The sequence below is a fragment of the Methylobacterium sp. 174MFSha1.1 genome (assembly GCF_900116815.1).
GTDB lineage: Bacteria > Pseudomonadota > Alphaproteobacteria > Rhizobiales > Beijerinckiaceae > Methylobacterium.
Map to the genome: position 1 here is coordinate 66359 of NZ_FPCB01000007.1, position 16414 is coordinate 82772.

Consider the following 16414-nt stretch of genomic DNA (forward strand, 5'->3'; position numbering starts at 1 on the left):
CGGCGCATTCACCATACCGGGGCGAGGTTTGCGGGACAGAAGCGAACCTTCGTGACCCGGACCCGATCCCATGCGCGTCGACACCCGCCTCGCGGCCACCCCCCTGTCGGGGGCCGGCTCGCGCACCCTGCCGGCAGGCGGCGTGTTCACCCTCGCGACGGAGGGCGCGCGGGGACCGACCAGCGCCGGCAGCGCGATGCCGCTCGCCAACCTCAGCGCCATCCTGACCCTCCAGGGCCAGGACGAGATCGCCGCCGACCGTCGCCGCCGGGCGACGAAGCGCGGCCACGACCTCCTTGATTCCCTCGACCGCCTCAAGGCCGCCCTGCTCGGCGGCCGCGTCGCCGCGAGCGAATTACAGGCCATCGCCGGCCGCCTCGCCGAGCGCAACGGCACCACCGGCGACCCCCGCCTCGACGACCTGATCGGCCAGATCGAGCTGCGAGCGCAGGTCGAACTGGCGAAGCTCGGGATGGCGGGGGGGTGACGAGCCGACTGGCGGCGGGACACAGACCGTCCCCGCCCGGGCGGCGCGGGATGCCAAGGGCATATTGTCATCGAATAAGATTGTGTATAATTACACAAGAACGATCTCGGCGAGGCTGCGCTCCGTTCCCGTTCTGGAGAGGTCGAGCGATGTCACGCCGGTCGCGCAGCAACAAGGCGCGGGACGTGCTCGGAGCCTTGCGCGTTGATGGCTGGCAGCTCGTCCGAAAGGGGCCGGGTGACCACCTGCAGTTCCGGCACCCGATGAAGCCCGGCAAGGTGACGGTCGATACAGGAGAACCGGAGATCCCGAGTGGCACGCTTCGCAGCATCTATCGTCAAGCTGGCTGGGAGTGGTGAACGGGCGACAGGCCAGCGATAGGAGAGAGCGAATGACTCGCCTCGTCATGCTGATCCACGAAGAGAATGGGGTCTATGGCGCCTCATTCCCGGATTTTCCGGGCGCCACAACCGTCGCTCCGGATCTCGATACGCTCTACGTCAAGGCGGCGGAGATGCTGGCGTTCCACGTCGCCGGTATGATCGAGGACGGGGATGCGCTGCCGCCCCTGCGCAGCTTGCGGGAGATGCAGGCCGATCCGGCGTTCCGCGAGGATTCCGCCGGCGCGATGATCGGGCTGCTCGACGTCGAGCTTCCCGGCAAGGCCGTTCGGGTCAACATCTCGGTCGAGGAGAGCATCCTGCGCCGGATCGACCAAGCCGCCGCTCTGCGAGGCGAGACGCGGTCCGGCTTCCTGGTGGCTGCCGCCAAGGCGCGCCTGGCGGAAGGGGCGGCCCCCGGCCGTTGACGCCTCAACGCCGATCTCCCACAACGGCGCCCGTTCGAAGGCGGGCGGCCTTGCTGTCGCCGGATCCCCGCGTCACCCCCGGCCGCGATGCTGTTCAACTCCTTTCCGTTCCTGCTCGGCTTCCTGCCGGTCGCGCTCATCCTCCACGCCGTCGTGGCCCTGCACCGGCCGGGCTGGCGGCTGCCGCTGCTGGTCCTCCTGTCGCTCGTGTTCTACGGCTGGTGGGACCCGCGTTTCGTGCCGCTGCTGATGGCGTCGATCGGGCTGAACTGGCTCGTCGCGCGCTGGTTTGCGAGACGTCGCGCCGCCCTGCTGATCCCGCTCGCCATCGCGGCGAACCTCGCGGTGCTGGCCCTGTTCAAGTATGCGGGGTTCCTGGCCGGCCTCGCGGCGTACTTGCCGGGCCTCCACGACCTGCCCCGGCCGAGTCTTGCGCTGCCGCTCGGCATCTCGTTCTTCACCTTCCACCACGTGATGTACCTGACCGACCTGCGTGCCGGCCGGGCGCCGCAGATGGACCTGACGCGCTACGCCCTCTACATCGCGTTCTTCCCCCAGGTGCTCGCCGGGCCGCTGGTGCGCTGGAGCGAGATCCTCCACCAGTTCGACGAGAAGCCCTATGCCCGCCCCGACGCCGCCGAGCGGATCGGGCGCGGGCTGATGCTGCTCTGCATCGGCCTCGCCAAGAAGGTCTTCCTCGGCGACCCCCTCGCGGCCTACGCCAACCCGGTCTTCGAGGCCGCCGCCGCCGGCCAGGGGGTGAGCGTGGCGGAGGCCTGGCAGGGCACGCTCGCCTTCACGTTCCAGATCTACTTCGATTTCTCCGGCTACACCGACATGGCGCTGGGTCTCGCGCTGCTGTTCGGGATCGTGCTGCCGCAGAACTTCGACGTGCCCTACCGCGCCACCTCCCTGCGGGAATTCTGGCGGCGCTGGCACATGACCCTGTCGCGCTTCCTGCGCGACTACCTCTACATCCCGTTCGGCGGCAACCGCCGGGGGTTTGGCGTCCAGATCGCCGCGCTCTTCGCCACCATGACGCTCGGCGGCCTGTGGCACGGCGCCGGCCTGACCTTCGTCGCCTGGGGGGCGGCGCACGGCGCCGGGCTGGGGGCCGGCACCCTGTGGCGCCGGGCCGGGCTGCCGATGCCGGCGCTGCTCGGCTGGGCCCTCACCTTCGCCTTCGTGGCGCTGACCTGGGTGCTGTTTCGCGCCACCAGCTTCGAGGCGGCGGTCGCGGTGTTCAAGGGGCTGTTCGGCCTCGCGCCGGTCGGCCACGGCTTCAAGTGGCGCGCCTTCGTGCCCGCCGCCCTGGTGGCCCTCGTCGGGCCGACCGCCTGGGCGGCGGTCCACCGGCTGCCGCCGCGGCCGGCCCTGGCCCTCGCCTTCGCGGTGCTCCTCGTCGCGGTGCTGCTGCGCATCGGCGACGACGCCAATTACGAGTTCATCTACTTCCAGTTCTGAGGGGGCCGATCCGATGCGCGCTGACCCTCCCGCCTCGGCCGAGGCCGCGTGGCGCGGCTTTTCCGTCCGCCTCGTCGCCGCAGCCGTGCTTCTCCTCCTCGGGTATCTCGCGCTGGCGCTCGCGGTCGATCCCTACGACACCGGCCGGCCCCGGCTCCTCGACCGCGACGGCGTGCGCCCGCAGGGGCCGCGCACCGCCACGGCGAGCCGCGGGCGCGACCCCGCCTACGCGGCGGCGATCGTCGGCAACTCGCACATCCAGCTGATCAAGCCGGCGAACCTGCGCGAAGCGACCGGCCTCCCGTTCGTCCAGCTCGCGGTGCCGGGCACCGGCCCGGGCGAGCAACTGCTCATCGCTAATTACTTCCTGCGCCACCATCCGCGGGCGCGGGCCCTGGTGATCGGGGCCGATTCGTTCTGGTGCACCGGCGATTCCGCGCTGCCGATGCAGCGGCCCTTCCCGGCCTGGCTCCTCGCCGAGGACTGGGCGAGCTACCTGCGCGGCCTCCTGCGGGTGCGCGTCGTCGGCGAGGTCGTCAACCGCATCGGCTGGGCCCTGCGGACCGCGCCGCGCCGGGCCGCGCCGGACGGCTACTGGGATTACGAGCCGGATTACCTCGCCCTCGGCGATCCCGACATGCCGGCGCGGGTCGCCTCGCGCGCGAAGCAGGCCCCGGCCGATCCCGATCCGGGGGAGGGCGGGCCCGACTTCCCGGCGGCGGCCTCCTTACGCGCCCTGGCGGGGCGCTTGAGCCCGGACACGGCGCTCGTGCTGGTCTTCCCGCCGGTCTTCGCGGCGACGAAGGCCCGGTCCGGCACGCCCCGGGCCGCGGCGGAGGCCGCCTGCCGCGCCGCGCTCGCCGGCGCGGTCGCCCCGCGGGGCCGCGTCGTCGACTGGTCCGGCGACCGGCCCGAATCGCACGATTCCTCCCTGTTCTTCGATGCCAGCCACTACCGCCAGCCGCTCGCCCGCCGCATCGAGGCCGACATCGCCGCCGCCCTGCGGGAGGCGGGGGCGACCGGTACAGATGCTCCACGACCGTGACACGTTTGCAGCAGGGCGCCGGCGTCCCCTGGTCCGGTCCTTGCGTGCCGGTGCAGGGACATTGTGATGTCGTGCAGCCTCAATTATAGGGCTGCGCCAAGTGGGCCGCGGCCATGATGCCGGCTGCGGTCAGGACAACAGCGGTTTTCCGAGGGGCGCGATGGCGAAGATCGTGATCGAGGAGGGTTATGCCCCCAATGACGCCGAGCCCTTCATGAACGAGCGTCAGCGGGAGTATTTCCGGCGCAAGCTCCAGGGTTGGAAACAAGACATTCTGCGCGAGGCCCAGGACACCCTGGTGGCGCTGCAGAGCGAGAACGAGAATCACCCCGACCTGACCGACCGCGCCTCGTCGGAGACCGACCGGGCGATCGAGCTCAGGGCGCGGGACCGGCAGCGCAAGCTGATCGCCAAGATCGACTCCGCGCTCGCCCGGATCGAGGACGGCTCCTACGGCTATTGCGAGGAGACCGGCGAGCCGATCTCGCTCAAGCGCCTGGAGGCGCGGCCGATCGCGACCCTGTCGCTGGAGGCCCAGGAGCGCCACGAGCGCCGGGAGCGGGTGTACCGGGACGATTGAGACGACAAGATTTCGTCTCGATCGGTCCAATCAGGGCGCCGCGCATGAACCCTCCCCCCCTCTGCGGGGGAGGGTGCCCCACGGAGTGGGGCGGGAGAGGGGCAGCGCGACGCTGATCCAGGTGGCGCCCTTCACGAAAGGCGCGACCTCTCCGGAAGCGTGGTTCCCCTCTCCCGGCCCCTGCTGACGCAGGGACCACCCTCCCCCGCAGAGGGGGAGGGTTCATGCGCGGCGCCCGCGCGATTCATCCGTTTTGCACTGAGAAACGAGAGCGGCCCCGGCGGGGAGTGCCGGGGCCGCGCCGCGTCCGGGCGGCTCAAGGGGGGAGCGGGCCGACCGGTGCGGGATCTCTGGCGACCGCTCGTCAGAACGGCAGCACGATGTCCAGGAATTGCTGGCCGTAGCGCGGCTGCTGCACGTCGGTGATCTGGCCGCGGCCGCCATAGGCGATGCGGGCCTGGGCGATCTTGCTCGAATCAATGGTGTTGTCGGACTCGATGTCCTCCGGCCGCACCACGCCGCCGACGATCAGTTCGCGCACCTCGAAGTTGATGCGGATCTCCTGGCGGCCTTCCAGCACCAGGTTGCCGTTCGGCAGCACCTGCGTGACGATCGCCGCCACGTTGGTGGTCACCGTCTCGGCCCGCTGCACCGAGCCGGCGCCGTCGTTCGAGGTGGTGGAGTCGGTCGTCAGCATCTTCGCCGGGTCGACGCCGGCCAGAAGCTTGGTCTTGGTCTCCAGGCCGAAGGCGTTCGGCATCCCGAACGATTCGCTGTTCGAGCGCGAGCGCTTGGTCTCGTTGTTCAGGTTCGCCTTGTCGGTGACGTTGATCTTCACCGTGACGAGGTCGCCGACCTTGGCGGCGCGCTGGTCCTTGAAGAAGGCGCGCGAACCGGTGCGCCAGAGCGAGTTCGAGGCGTAGGAGACCGGCTGCACGTCCGGCATCGGCAGCCGCACCGGGCGGTAGCCCGGTTGCGCAGTCGGATCGTCGATCGCCGAGAGCACCGGCGTCGCGCCGATATTCGTGAGCCGGTCGGCGGTGTTGCAGCCGGCGAGCAGGCCCCCTGCCAGGCAGAGGAGGGCGAGGCGGGTCACGGTCATCGTCAACCTCCTCATGGCCGGGCCGAGGCGAGCCGGGCCGGGGCGGCCGGGGCCGCCGCCGCCACGGGCATGATCGGCGCCACGGTGACGCGGCCGGGGCCGATCACGGTGGCCTGGATCACCTTCTTGGAGACCGGGTTGATCACCCCGATCACCGCCCCGAGGGGACCGCCCTCGCGGGCCTGGCCGCGCAAGGCCAGGGCCACGCCGGGGGTCTCGTACACGATGGTGACCGCCTCGCCGCGGGCGACGAGGTCGGGCCGGTTCAGCTCGCCGGCGCGGAGCGCGGTGCCGGCGCCGAGCGACTTCTGCGCCACCTGGCCGATGAAGGCGGCGGCATCCGCCGCGCTGTCGGCCGGCAGGCCCTCGCGCGGGCGGCGCTCGACCGCGATGTCGGGGGCCGACAGCGTCTCGCCCCGGTTGACCGCCCGGGTGAGCACCGCGACGTCGGCCATCTCGACCACCTGGCCCGAGACCCGCAGCGAGGCCTGGCGCTCGCCCACCACCACCAGGGCGGAGACCCGGCGGCTGCGCGGATCGTAGGTGACTTCCTGCGCGGTCACCGCCGCGATCAGGTCCGGCGGCACGGTGAGCAGAGGCGGCTCGCCCTCGAAGGCGACCGTGACGAAGCCGGCATCGAGGCCGCGGACCTTGGCGAGCGCCGCCTTCACGGCGCCCTCGATCTCCGGGGCGGCGATGCGGCGGGCCGCGCGCTGGACCGAGATCTGAAGCCGGCCGCCGCTCTCCGGCGCGTCGAGCCCGAGCCCGGCCGTCGCCTCGACGATGCGCCGGACCTGGATCGTCCCGGAGGTGCCGAGCGCCGGCGCCCGGAACAGCGCCTTCTGGGCGAGCGCGGGAGGCGCCCCGGCGACGAGGTCGCCCAGCGTGATCACGTCGCGCTCGGCGGTGATGTCGCCCTTGAGCGCGAGGCGGGCGCCTTCCGCCAGCACCGGCAGGGTGAGGAAGCCGAGCGCGAGCAGCGTGAGCGCGGTGCGCGACAGGATGCCGGCCCCGAGCAGGGCGCGGCGGCCCTCGCGGGCGACCGGAGCGCGGACGGCGGGAGCGAGATCGATCATCGGGGCGCTCATCCGCGGAACATCTGCGAGGTGGTGGAGAGCATCTGGTCGGCGGCGGTCACGACCTTCGAGTTCATCTCGTAGGCGCGCTGCGCGGCGATCAGGGAGGAAATCTCCGAGACCGCGTTGACGTTGGCCTCTTCGAGGTAGCTCTGCTGCAGGTTGCCGAACCCGTCGGTGCCGGGATTGCCGGTGATCGGCGGGCCGGAGGCCAGGGTCTCGACGAACAGGTTGTCGCCGATCGATTCCAGGCCGACCTTGTTGACGAACCGGGCCATCTGGATCTGGCCGAGGTTCTGCGGCGCGGTCTGGCCCGGGATCTGCGCCTGCACGATGCCCGAGGCGCTGATCGTCACGCCGGTGGCGTTGTTCGGCACCGTGATGTTCGGGTTCATCAGGTAACCCTCGCGGGTCACGATCTGCCCCTGCGCGTCGAGGTCGAACGAGCCGTCGCGGGTGTAGGAGGTGCGCCCGTCCGGCATCGTGACCTGGAAGAAGCCCTCGCCGCGCACCGCGATGTCGTAGGTCTTCTCGGTCGAGGTGAGGGTGCCCTGCGACATCACCCGGGCGGTCGAGGTGGTCTTCACGCCCGAGCCGAGGGCGAGGCCCGCCGGCAGCTGGTTGTTCTGGTCCGAGGTCGCGGTGCCGGCCCGGCGCAGGTTCTGGTAGAGCAGATCCTGGAAATGCGCCTGCTGGCGCTTGTAGCCGGTGGTGCGCAGGTTCGCGATGTTGTTCGAGATGACCTGGACGTTGAGTTCCTGGGCCGCCATGCCGGTGGCGGCGGCGTAGAGCGCGCGCATCGTTCAGGCTCCCGTTTACGCGTTGCCGACGTCGGCGAGGCGCTGGATCGCCTGGCCGCGCATCGAATCGAGCCGCGAGACGGTGTCGGAGACGAGCTGGTAGACCCGGCTCACCTCCAGCATCCGGGTCATCGCCAGCACCGGGCGGACGTTCGAGCGCTCGAGCGCGCCGGGCTCGATCCGCCCCTGGGGTCCCGCCGGTTGGGCCGGCGTGTTCGATGAATAGAGGTTGGCGCCGGCATTCGTCAGCGCTTGCGGATCCGCGAAGGTGACGAGACGCAGCTTGCCGCGGGTGCCCTGGTTGGTCGAGACCGTGCCGTCCGGCCCGATCGCGAGCCCGGTCTCCTGCTGGCCGATCTGGATCGGGCCGCCGTCGCCGAGCACGGCGTAGCCGTCGCTCGTCACGATCTGCCCCTGCGCGTTCATCTCGAAGGCGCCGTTGCGGGTGTAGCGCTCGCCCTGCGGCGTCTGCACCGCGAAGAACGCCTCGCCGCGGATCGCCGCGTTGAGCGGGTTGCCGGTCGGCTCGATCGGCCCCTGCTGCAGGTCGAGGGGCGTCGCCGCGTCGATGACGTAGGACACCTTGCGGTCGGGGCGCTGGAAGGTCTCCGCGCTCGCCTTCGGCATCAGGTATTCCTGGAAGCGCGTCGAGCGCGCCTTGAAGCCCGTCGTGGTGACGTTGGCCATGTTGTTGGCGATGACCTCGAGCTCGCGCCCGAGGGCCATCTGGGACGAGAGCCCGATCAACTGAGCATTCTGCACCGGCTACTCCCCGACGATGCGTGGTGACGGGCCACCCCGCTCCCCAGCGGCGGACCCGGGAGAGTGATCGCAGGCTCCGTGCCAGGCCGGGGCGCCGGGATTTCTGCTGTCATGGCAAATGCTTGGTTAATCGCCGGCAGCGCCCGGGCCGGGCGGTTCGTGCCGACCCGGCAGGATCGACCGGGCAGAAATTGCCGCCTTAACGCGGCGTTAACCGTCTTCGCACACTCTCCGGCAACGGTCCGGTGACGGATTCTCAAGGGTTGGACGGCGGGCGATGGCCAAGAAGCCGAAGAAGGCCCCGGCTCCTGAGGCCGAGGGCGAAGGCGAGGAGGGGGCGGTCGCCGCTCCCAAGAGCCGGAAGAAGCTGATCCTCATCGGCGCCGCGGCCGTGCTGCTGGCGGCCGGGGGCGGCGGCGGCTTCATGGTGATGCGCAGCCGCGCGGCCCATGCCGAGAAGTCGGCCGCCGAGCAGAAGGTGCCGGTCGCGTTCATGGACATCCGCGAGATGACCATGAACCTGATGCCCGAGCCCGGGCAGACCCAGCCGCGCTTCGTGCGCCTGAAGATCGCGCTGGAGGTGCGGGACGCGAAGGTGGCCTCCGAGATCCAGCCGCTGATGCCGCGGGTGGAGGACACCTTCCAGGTCTTCGTGCGCGACCTGCGGGTCGGCGACTTCGAGGCCGCCGGCGGCACCTACCGCCTGCGCGAGGAGCTGCTGCGCCGGGTCAACGTGGCGGTCTACCCCGCCAAGGTCGACGCCGTGCTCTTCAAGGACTTCATCATCCAATAATACCCTCGAGCGGGATTTGGTGCTTCCGTGGCCGGACCTGACGACAACGACGACGACTGGGCCGCGGCCCTGATGGAGCAGGGCGGAGGCGGCGACGCCTCGCTCGCGGAGGAGTGGGGCGCGGCCCTGGCCGAGCAGGGGACCACCGCGCAATCGAGCGACATGGCGGCCGAATGGGCCAACATGATCGACGAGGGCGAGTCGGAGAACCTGCCCGAGCTCGCCGGCAACGACCGCATCCTGAACCAGGAGGAGATCGACCAGGTCCTCGGCTTCTCGCTGCGGGAGCTCTCGGCCTCGGGCGCGGGCGGCATCCGGGCCATCGTCGATTCGGGCGTCGTCTCGTACGAACGCCTGCCGATGCTCGAGATCGTCTTCGACCGGATGATCCGGTTGTTGTCGACCTCGCTGCGCAACTTCTTCCAGGACAACGTCGAGGTCACGCTCGACAACATCACCTCGGTGCGCTTCGGCGACTACCTGAACGCGATCCCGCTGCCGACCCTGCTCGGCGTGTTCCGGGCCGATGCCTGGGAGAATTCGGGCATCGTGACCGTGGAGTCGAACCTCGCCTACTCGACCCTCGACCTCCTGCTCGGCGGCAAGCGCGGCGGATCGAGCATCCGCCTCGACGGGCGGCCGTTCACGCCGATCGAGATGCAGCTGGTGCGGCGGATGGTCGAGATCATCCTGACCGACCTCGAGGCGTCGTTCCAGCCGCTCTCGCCGGTGCGCTTCCTCATCGACCGGATCGAGACCAACCCACGCTTCGCCACCATCACCCGGCCGGCCAACGCCGCGATCCTGATCGACCTCAAGCTCGACATGGAAGGCCGCGGCGGCCTGCTCCAGATCCTCTTCCCCTACGCGGCGATCGAGCCGATCCGCGACCTGCTGCTCCAGAGCTTCATGGGCGAGAAGCTCGGCCGCGACCACATCTGGGAGAGCCACCTCGCGACCGAGATCTTCCAGGCCGACGTCGCGGTCGAGGCGGTGCTGCACGAGATGTCGCTGCCGCTGCGCCGCGTGCTGTCGCTGGAGGTCGGCGACACCATCATGTTCGACGCCAAGCCCGCCGACCTCATCACCCTGCGCTGCGGCGACTGGGGGATGACGCAGGGCCGGATCGGCCGGCTCGAGGACAGCATCGCCGTGCAGGTGACCCGTCCCTTGCGCCGCGCCCGCACCACCCTCGCGGCCTTCGAGGCCTCGATGCAGAACCGCAACGACGGGTGACGCGCGTCATGCGTCCCGTCACCTCCTTCTTCTCCCGCAGCGAGGCCGTTTCGTGAGCCTGATCGTCAGCATCCTGGCCGACCTGCTGGTGGCGGTCCTCCTCGTCGCCTGCATCGCCACGTCGGTCAGCCTCGGCCGCCGCATCACCCGCCTCAAGGGCGACGAGAGCGCGATGCGCCAGACCATCGGCGACCTGATGGTGGCGACCGAATCCGCCGAGCGGGCGATCATCGGCCTGCGCACCACGCTGGCCGAGTGCGACCGCACGCTCGCCGAGCGTCTGCGGCTCGCCGAGCGCACCAATGCCGACCTCGCCGCCCAGCTCCAGGCCGGCGACGAGGTGCTCTCGCGCATCGGCCGCATCGTCGCCCAGTCCCGGGCGGCCATGCCCGGCGAGGCGGCGCCCCAGCCCGCCTTCGCGCAAGCGGCCTTCGCGCAGGCGCCCGTCGCGCCGCAGGCCGAGGCCGCGCCGGCCTACGCCGCGCCCGCGGCCCCCGTCCCGCCGCCCGCGCCCGAGCCGCGGCCGGTCTCCACCGGCGAGCGCCTCGGCGCCGCCGCCGCCGCCGCCCGCGCCCTGAGCGAGCGGGCCCTGAGCCGCCTGCAGGCCCAGGCCGCATGACCCTCGCGCTGCTCCTGCGCCGCTTCGCCGGGCTGCCTCCGACGGCAAGCCCGCCCGCCGCCACGGCCGGCACCACGCCCGGGGCTGCGGCACCGAAGGCCGCCGCCGCGGATCCCAGGGCGGCGACGGCTGCGGCACCGAGCGCCGCGGTGGCGAGGCAGGCGGGCGCCGGCTCCCCCGGTCCGGCCGCCGCGAAGCCCGCCGGCACGCTGCCCGCCCGGGTCCCGCAGGCGCCCCCCTCCGTCGCCGTGCTGGTGCAACGCCTGCTGGCGAACCCGGTCTGGCGCGGGCCGACGATCCGCCTGCGCCTCGTCGACGCCGTGGCGGTGGCGGCCGCGGGGCTGCTGCTCCTGAAGGTCCTCGCCCTCCTCGAGGCCGGGCCGTCCACCGGCGCCCGCTTCGCCGAGTTCCTGGTCCATGCCCGCTCCGGCTACGAGCCCCTCGACCCGACCATCACCGGATCGCTCTCACCGAAGGAGGCCGCGCCGGCGCCCGCATCCCCGCAGCCGGAGGCGCCCCGGCCGGCGCCCGAGCCGGCCTCGTCCTCCGAGCGGGCGATCCTGGAGAAGCTCGGCGCCCGGCGCGACGCCCTGCAGCAGCGCTCGCGCGACCTCGAGACCCGCGAGCAGCTGATCGAGAATGCCGAGCGCAAGCTCGAGACCCGCATCAACGACCTCAAGACCCTGGAGCAGAAGGGCGACGACGCGGCCGCCAAGCGCGCCGAGGCGGAAGCCGCAGGGCTCAAGTCCCTGGTGACGATGTACGAGACGATGAAGCCGAAGGAGGCCGCCCGAGTCTTCGACCGGCTGAAGCTCGAGGTGCTGGTGCCGGTGGTGGTCGGCATGAACCCGCGCAAGATGGCCGAGGTGCTGGCGGTGATGCAGCCCGAGGCGGCCGAGCGCCTGACCGTGGCCCTCGCCCAGCGCGCCCGCGGCGCCGGCGGGCCGAAGGCCGCCGCCATCGCCCCGGGCCTGCCGCCCGGCGAGCTGCCGGCGATCGACGGCGCGCGCTAGAGCGCCCCGGGCCCCGGGCCCCGGGATTAAGCGCTCATTAGCCCTGTGGCGGCATGGTACCGGCCTGAAGATGTACTCGGGCGGGTGCGATGGGTTCGACGGGCAGGAGCCGCCGCGCAGCGGCGCTGATCGCGCTGGCGGCTTTGGCCGTCGGGGCGGGCGCGGCCGACGCGGCGCAGCTCGTGGCGATCCAGGGCAGCGAGCAGAAGAATTTCGGGCGCATCGCGCTCACCTTCGACCACGGCGTGAAGGTCACCGCCAAGGTCACCGGCGGCGTGCTGGTGGTGAATTTCCGCGAGCCGGTGACCGGCCCGCGCGAGCGCCTGGCCGCCGAGATGCCGGCCTACGTGGCGCAGGTCCGGCGCGATCCGGACGGCGCCGGCCTGCGGGTCGCGCTCCAGGCCTCCTACAAGGTCAACGTGCTGGAAGCCGGCGAGCGGGTCTTCATCGACCTGATGCCCGAGGGCTGGACCGGCCTGCCGCCCGGTTTGCCGCCGGAGGTGCTGGCCGACCTGTCCCGCCGGTCCGAGGAGCTCAGCGAGCGCCTGCGCCGCGAGGCCGTTCGGACCCGGCGCACGGCGCTGCGCCTCGAAGTGGCGACCCTGCCGACCCTCACCCGCCTCTCGGTCCGCCTGCCGCAGGAGGCCGAGGTGGCGCTGGAGCGGGCCGGCGCGGAGGTCCGTCTTCGCATCCCCGGCGCCTACACGATCGACGCGACCGAGGCCCGCGCCGCCCTGCGGCCGGCCGCGACGGCGCTCGCGGCCGAGGCCGGGACCGATGCCGCCCGCCTGGCCGTGACGCTCGGCGAGGGTTTTACGGCGGAGGGCTACCGCGAGGACGATTCCTACGTCCTCGACCTCGTCAAGCCGGCGGGCCGCAAGCCGGACGACCGAAAGGCCGACGACAGGAAGCCGGACGACAGGAAGCCCGCGGCGGGAGCGCCGGATCCGTCGCCCGTCGCCGCGGTTCCGGCCGAATCCCGGCCTCAGGCCGCGTCCTCCCCGGCAACCGAGACGCCGGCACCCGCTCCGGCGGACCTGCCGGCGGGCCCGGTCCAGGCCCGGGTCGTCCGGGCGGTACAGGGAACCAGCCAACAAGGAACCAGCCAGGGCCTGCGGATCGCCTTCCCGTTCGCAGCCCGGCCGCCGGCGGCCCTGTTCGAGCGCGGCGGGGTCGCCACCCTGGTCTTCGAGTCCAATGCGGCGATCGCCCTGCCGTCCCTGCCGGCGGGGGCGCCGGCGAGCGTCGCCGAGGGACCGCGGGCCGAGGGCGCGTTCACGGTCTTGCGCCTGCGCCTCGAAGTCGGCGTGCTCGCCCAGCTCGCGGCGGGGGAGGGCCAGGGCTGGGACCTGGTGCTCGGCGACGCCGCCCTGCCGGGGGGCGACGTCCTGGCGCCGCAGCGCAGTGCCGATCCCACCGGCCGGCCGGCGGTGACGGTGCCGCTGGCGCGTCCCGGCGGCACCCTGTGGCTGGAGCGCGACGGCGAGCGCATCGCCGTGGCGACCGCCCGCGGTCCCCGCATCGCCGGGTTGCCGAAGCGCGGCCGCTTCGTCGAGTTCGAGCTGCTGCCGACCCGCCAGGGCGTCGCCGTGCTGGCGGCGGCGGACGACCTTGCCGTGCGCCAGGGCCTGGCCGAGGTGACGATCACCCGTCCCGGCGGCCTGTCGGTCTCCCCGACGGTGGTCGAGACGCCGGACGCCGCCCAAGCCGCCCAGGCCTCCGACCTGCTGGTGCAGCCCGACCGCTGGCGCGAGGACCAGCGCGGCGACGTGCGCGCGCGCCTGCGCGCCGCCGAGGCCGCGGCCGCCGCGGCCGAGCGGCCGGCCCGCTCCGCCGCGCGCCTCGACCTCGTCCGGGTGCTCCTCGCCAACGACTTCGCGGCCGAGGCCGCCGGGGTGCTCGCCCTGGCGGTCCGGGAGGATCCGCCTTTCGCCGCCGATCGGGCGGTGCGGCTCCTCTCGGCCATCGCCGCCCTGCGCCTGAACCAGGACGCGCGGGCGGCCGGCTTCCTCACCCCCGACGGCAAGCGGGCGCTCGATCCCGAGCTGCGGCTGTGGCGCGGCGTCGTCGACGCCCGCGGCCGGCGCAGCGCCGCGGCCATCACCGCCTTCAAGGCCGGGCTGCCGCTGATCGAGGCCTATCCGGACGACCTGCAGGTGGTGTTCTACCTCGCGGCGGTGGAGGCTGCCCTCGACGCCAAGGACCCGGCCTTCGCCCAGCGGGCGCTCACGGCGGTCGCGCCCCTCGCCGATTCGGGCCAGGCCCGCGACCGGCTGACCTTCCTCAAGGCGCGCTTCGCCGAGGCGATCGGCCAGGACGGCGAGGCGCGCCACGCCTACCAGCAGCTCGCCGAGACCGCGGCGCCGGCCATCGCCGCGGAGGCGACCCTGCGGGCGGTGGATCTCGGCCGGGCCACCGGCACGATGACGCCGGAGGCGGCGGTCGACCGGCTCGAGCGCCTGACCCTGACCTGGCACGGCGAGGCCGAGGCCGAGGCCCTGGCCCGGCTCGGCCGGCTCTATGCCGGGGTCGGCCGCTGGCGCGATGCCTTCGCGACCGCCCGCAAGGCCAACCGCCTCTTCCCCGACCACTCGGCGACCCGCGGGCTGCACGACGACACGGTGGCGTTGTTCTCCGCCCTGTTCCTGTCCGACAAGGGCGCCAGCCTCGGCAAGATCGAGGCCCTGGCCTTGTTCTACGACTTCAAGGAGTTCACGCCGATCGGCCGCCAGGGCGACGAGATCGTGCGGCGCCTGGCCGACCGCCTCGTCGCCCTCGACCTCCTCGACGCCGCCGGCGACCTGCTGCAGCACCAGGTCGACCACCGCCTCACCGGCGCGGCGCGGGCGAGCGTGGCGGCGCGCCTCGCGACCGTCCGGCTGATGGAGGGCGAGCCGCTGAAGGCCCTCAAGATCCTGCAGAACACCCGCCTGCCGGAATTGCCGGCACAGATCCGCGACGCGCGCCTGCTGCTCGAGGTCCGCGCCCTCTCCGACCTCTCGCGCACCGAGCTCGCCCTCGAGCTGCTCGAGGGCAACGCCACCCCGGAGGCGGCGCATTTGCGCGGCGACATCCTGTGGGGCGCGCGGCGCTGGCGCGAGGCCGGAGAGGCGCACGAGGCCCTGCTCGGCACCCGCTGGCGCGAGCCCGGCGCCTTGAGCGACGCCGAGCGCGGCGACGTGATGCGCGCGGCCATCGCCTACGCGCTGGCCGAGGATCCGCTGAGCCTCGACCGCCTGCGCACGAAATTCACCGCAAAGATGGCGGAGAGCCCGGACGCCCGCACCTTCGGCCTCGTCGCCGCGCCGAACGCCTCCGGCACCGCGGCCTTCCGCAGCCTGGTGCGCCAGGCGACCAGCGCCGAGACGCTGACCGACTTCCTGCGCGCCTACCGCGCCCGCTACCCCGAGAGCGCCGCGCCGGAGCGGCCGAAGCCGGAGGCGAGCCCGGCCCCCGCACCCGAGGCCCGCGGCGCTGGCGGGCCGTCGCCGGGCTGAGCCACCCCTCGGGCGCAGCCCTCTCCGGACGGTCGATGCGGGGCAGGCGCTGGCGGGCAGCCGGTCGTTGCGCGCATTCCAGCCGGGGCAGGGCCGCGATCCGGTTCAGCCGAGCCCGGATCGCCGGATGGCTCGTTGCGAAGTCGTCGTTGCGAAGTCGTCGTTGGTCCCGTCGGCCGGGTCACCCGAGCGAAACCTGTCCAGACCGGATTGGATGCTCCGCCGCACGGAGCCAGCATCAGCGCCAGCGTGTCGCTGTCGCCGGATTCGAGACAACTGTTGAGGTGGTGACGGCTCAGGGGCGAGTCTCCGCGTCGGATGGGCGGAGACATAACCGCGCGGTGGGGATCGTCCAGATCAGACCTCACCCTCGCCCGCCGGAGCCGGCCGGGGCCGCGGCTCGTCGCCGGTCGTGCTGGTGCCGGGATCGAGGGCATCGGGCTTGCGGGCCGCGTCGTGGTCGGCCGGGGTCACGCCGGCCTTGGCGGCGGCCGCGTCCTCGTCGCGGCGGGTCAGGTGCGGGCGGGCGGTGAGCAGGTCGTCGCGGCGCTCAGTCACGGGCGGATCCTCCGATGGGCGCAAGCCAACGCGAGGCAACCCCGACCGGTTCGCCGCCTCGCATAGCGTCGATCGCCTGCGGTGCCGAAGTCTTGTTGGGTAAGAGCGATTTCGCTGTGAGATCGTCTCGTGCCCCGCTCGGGGCCGGCATCAACACCGCTTGAGGGTGTTGGTGCCCAGGAGAGGACTCGAACCTCCACGGCTTGCACCACTGGTACCTGAAACCAGCGCGTCTACCAATTCCGCCACCTGGGCCCGAAGCACTGCTTGGCAGCGCCGCGGTGACAGTCGTTTAGAGGGCGGCGGGGGCGGCGTCAACGGGATTGAGCATCGTTCGGGAGGGGAGGGGTGTTTCATGATTGCGCCCCTCGGTCGATGGGCGGGGTGCGCTCGACCCGGCCTCGCCGATGACCGGCCTGCTCCAATCCACGACCTCACCCTGAGCTGCCCGGGCAGACCGGCAGGCCAGCATCACTCAGCGTCATCCCGGGGCTCGCCAACGGCGAGAACCCGGGATCCATAACCGCTAACGATCCCGGAAAACGCTGAGCCGGGATCCGCCTCATTCTCCAGC

16 protein-coding genes and 1 tRNA gene are annotated in these 16414 nt (G+C 72.5%); 11 read left to right on the forward strand and 6 right to left on the reverse strand.

Going from position 1 to position 16414, the window contains the following annotated elements; all coding sequences use genetic code 11:
* Positions 1 to 70 precede the first annotated feature (70 nt).
* The 6 genes from BM430_RS05315 to dksA all read left to right on the forward strand — a co-directional run bounded on the left by BM430_RS05315 (position 71) and on the right by dksA (position 4384).
* Positions 71 to 487, forward strand: a complete 417-nt coding sequence (locus tag BM430_RS05315; RefSeq protein WP_093566139.1) for a flagellar assembly protein FliX — start codon at positions 71 to 73, stop codon at positions 485 to 487.
* Positions 488 to 636: 149 nt separating this feature from the next.
* Positions 637 to 846: a type II toxin-antitoxin system HicA family toxin gene (locus tag BM430_RS05320; protein ID WP_093566141.1), complete on the forward strand. Its 210-nt coding sequence runs from the start codon at positions 637 to 639 to the stop codon at positions 844 to 846.
* Positions 847 to 878: 32 nt separating this feature from the next.
* The gene (locus tag BM430_RS05325) at positions 879 to 1295 is read left to right on the forward strand and encodes a type II toxin-antitoxin system HicB family antitoxin (RefSeq protein ID WP_093566143.1); all 417 of its coding nucleotides are present in this window, start codon (positions 879 to 881) and stop codon (positions 1293 to 1295) included.
* Between the two features lie 87 nt (positions 1296 to 1382).
* Positions 1383 to 2759, forward strand: a complete 1377-nt coding sequence (locus tag BM430_RS05330; protein WP_093566146.1) for an MBOAT family O-acyltransferase — start codon at positions 1383 to 1385, stop codon at positions 2757 to 2759.
* Positions 2760 to 2772: 13 nt separating this feature from the next.
* Positions 2773 to 3804 (forward strand): hypothetical protein, encoded by a 1032-nt coding sequence (locus BM430_RS05335; protein WP_093566148.1) that lies wholly within the window; start codon positions 2773 to 2775, stop codon positions 3802 to 3804.
* Between the two features lie 160 nt (positions 3805 to 3964).
* The gene (dksA, locus tag BM430_RS05340) at positions 3965 to 4384 is read left to right on the forward strand and encodes an RNA polymerase-binding protein DksA (RefSeq protein ID WP_048436190.1); all 420 of its coding nucleotides are present in this window, start codon (positions 3965 to 3967) and stop codon (positions 4382 to 4384) included.
* A 364-nt stretch (positions 4385 to 4748) separates the two neighbouring features.
* Here the strand turns inward: dksA and flgH are convergent, their stop codons facing one another.
* The 4 genes from flgH to flgF are packed head-to-tail and all read right to left on the reverse strand — an operon-like array spanning position 4749 to position 8124.
* Positions 4749 to 5486 (reverse strand): flagellar basal body L-ring protein FlgH, encoded by a 738-nt coding sequence (flgH, locus tag BM430_RS05350; RefSeq protein ID WP_244539338.1) that lies wholly within the window; start codon positions 5484 to 5486, stop codon positions 4749 to 4751.
* 11 nt (positions 5487 to 5497) lie between these two features.
* The gene (gene flgA / locus BM430_RS05355; RefSeq protein WP_093566151.1) at positions 5498 to 6562 is read right to left on the reverse strand and encodes a flagellar basal body P-ring formation chaperone FlgA; all 1065 of its coding nucleotides are present in this window, start codon (positions 6560 to 6562) and stop codon (positions 5498 to 5500) included.
* A gap of 8 nt (positions 6563 to 6570) precedes the next feature.
* Positions 6571 to 7362 carry a flagellar basal-body rod protein FlgG gene (gene flgG / locus BM430_RS05360; RefSeq protein ID WP_093566153.1) on the reverse strand — a complete coding sequence of 264 codons (792 nt, stop codon included), beginning with the start codon at positions 7360 to 7362 and terminating at the stop codon, positions 6571 to 6573.
* Positions 7363 to 7377: 15 nt separating this feature from the next.
* Positions 7378 to 8124 carry a flagellar basal-body rod protein FlgF gene (flgF, locus tag BM430_RS05365; RefSeq protein WP_093566155.1) on the reverse strand — a complete coding sequence of 249 codons (747 nt, stop codon included), beginning with the start codon at positions 8122 to 8124 and terminating at the stop codon, positions 7378 to 7380.
* Positions 8125 to 8401: 277 nt separating this feature from the next.
* Between flgF and fliL the strand changes: the two genes are divergently transcribed.
* The 5 genes from fliL (at position 8402) to BM430_RS05390 (ending at position 15282) form a co-directional block, all read left to right on the forward strand.
* On the forward strand, positions 8402 to 8917 hold the full coding sequence (fliL, locus tag BM430_RS05370) for a flagellar basal body-associated protein FliL (protein WP_093566157.1): 516 nt from the start codon (positions 8402 to 8404) through the stop codon (positions 8915 to 8917).
* Between the two features lie 27 nt (positions 8918 to 8944).
* Entirely contained in the window at positions 8945 to 10153 is a 1209-nt protein-coding gene (gene fliM / locus BM430_RS05375) for a flagellar motor switch protein FliM (RefSeq protein ID WP_093566161.1), read from the forward strand.
* A 52-nt stretch (positions 10154 to 10205) separates the two neighbouring features.
* Positions 10206 to 10772, forward strand: a complete 567-nt coding sequence (locus tag BM430_RS05380) for a DUF6468 domain-containing protein (protein ID WP_093566163.1) — start codon at positions 10206 to 10208, stop codon at positions 10770 to 10772.
* Positions 10769 to 11785: a MotE family protein gene (locus BM430_RS05385; RefSeq protein WP_348273072.1), complete on the forward strand. Its 1017-nt coding sequence runs from the start codon at positions 10769 to 10771 to the stop codon at positions 11783 to 11785. Before BM430_RS05380 ends, BM430_RS05385 begins: the two co-directional genes overlap by 4 nt.
* Positions 11786 to 11874: 89 nt before the next feature.
* Positions 11875 to 15282, forward strand: coding sequence for a hypothetical protein (locus BM430_RS05390; protein ID WP_093566165.1), 3408 nt, complete (start codon positions 11875 to 11877; stop codon positions 15280 to 15282).
* Between the two features lie 357 nt (positions 15283 to 15639).
* On the opposite strand, the gene BM430_RS05395 is transcribed toward BM430_RS05390, so the two are convergent.
* Together BM430_RS05395 and BM430_RS05400 are read right to left on the reverse strand one after the other, a co-directional pair.
* Positions 15640 to 15840 carry a hypothetical protein gene (locus BM430_RS05395; RefSeq protein WP_093566167.1) on the reverse strand — a complete coding sequence of 67 codons (201 nt, stop codon included), beginning with the start codon at positions 15838 to 15840 and terminating at the stop codon, positions 15640 to 15642.
* Between the two features lie 170 nt (positions 15841 to 16010).
* A tRNA-Leu gene (locus BM430_RS05400) sits at positions 16011 to 16095 on the reverse strand.
* Positions 16096 to 16414: the final 319 nt, after the last annotated feature.

Bases quoted from the DNA above. Each gene is read 5' to 3' on its own strand.
- BM430_RS05315 (WP_093566139.1), top strand. From the start codon at position 71: ATGCGCGTCGACACCCGCCTCGCGGCCACCCCCCTGTCGGGGGCCGGC.
- BM430_RS05320 (WP_093566141.1), top strand. From the start codon at position 637: ATGTCACGCCGGTCGCGCAGCAACAAGGCGCGGGACGTGCTCGGAGCC.
- BM430_RS05325 (WP_093566143.1), top strand. From the start codon at position 879: ATGACTCGCCTCGTCATGCTGATCCACGAAGAGAATGGGGTCTATGGC.
- BM430_RS05330 (WP_093566146.1), top strand. From the start codon at position 1,383: ATGCTGTTCAACTCCTTTCCGTTCCTGCTCGGCTTCCTGCCGGTCGCG.
- BM430_RS05335 (WP_093566148.1), top strand. From the start codon at position 2,773: ATGCGCGCTGACCCTCCCGCCTCGGCCGAGGCCGCGTGGCGCGGCTTT.
- dksA (WP_048436190.1), top strand. From the start codon at position 3,965: ATGGCGAAGATCGTGATCGAGGAGGGTTATGCCCCCAATGACGCCGAG.
- flgH (WP_244539338.1), bottom strand. From the start codon at position 5,486: ATGACCGTGACCCGCCTCGCCCTCCTCTGCCTGGCAGGGGGCCTGCTC.
- flgA (WP_093566151.1), bottom strand. From the start codon at position 6,562: ATGATCGATCTCGCTCCCGCCGTCCGCGCTCCGGTCGCCCGCGAGGGC.
- flgG (WP_093566153.1), bottom strand. From the start codon at position 7,362: ATGCGCGCGCTCTACGCCGCCGCCACCGGCATGGCGGCCCAGGAACTC.
- fliL (WP_093566157.1), top strand. From the start codon at position 8,402: ATGGCCAAGAAGCCGAAGAAGGCCCCGGCTCCTGAGGCCGAGGGCGAA.
- BM430_RS05385 (WP_348273072.1), top strand. From the start codon at position 10,769: ATGACCCTCGCGCTGCTCCTGCGCCGCTTCGCCGGGCTGCCTCCGACG.
- BM430_RS05390 (WP_093566165.1), top strand. From the start codon at position 11,875: ATGGGTTCGACGGGCAGGAGCCGCCGCGCAGCGGCGCTGATCGCGCTG.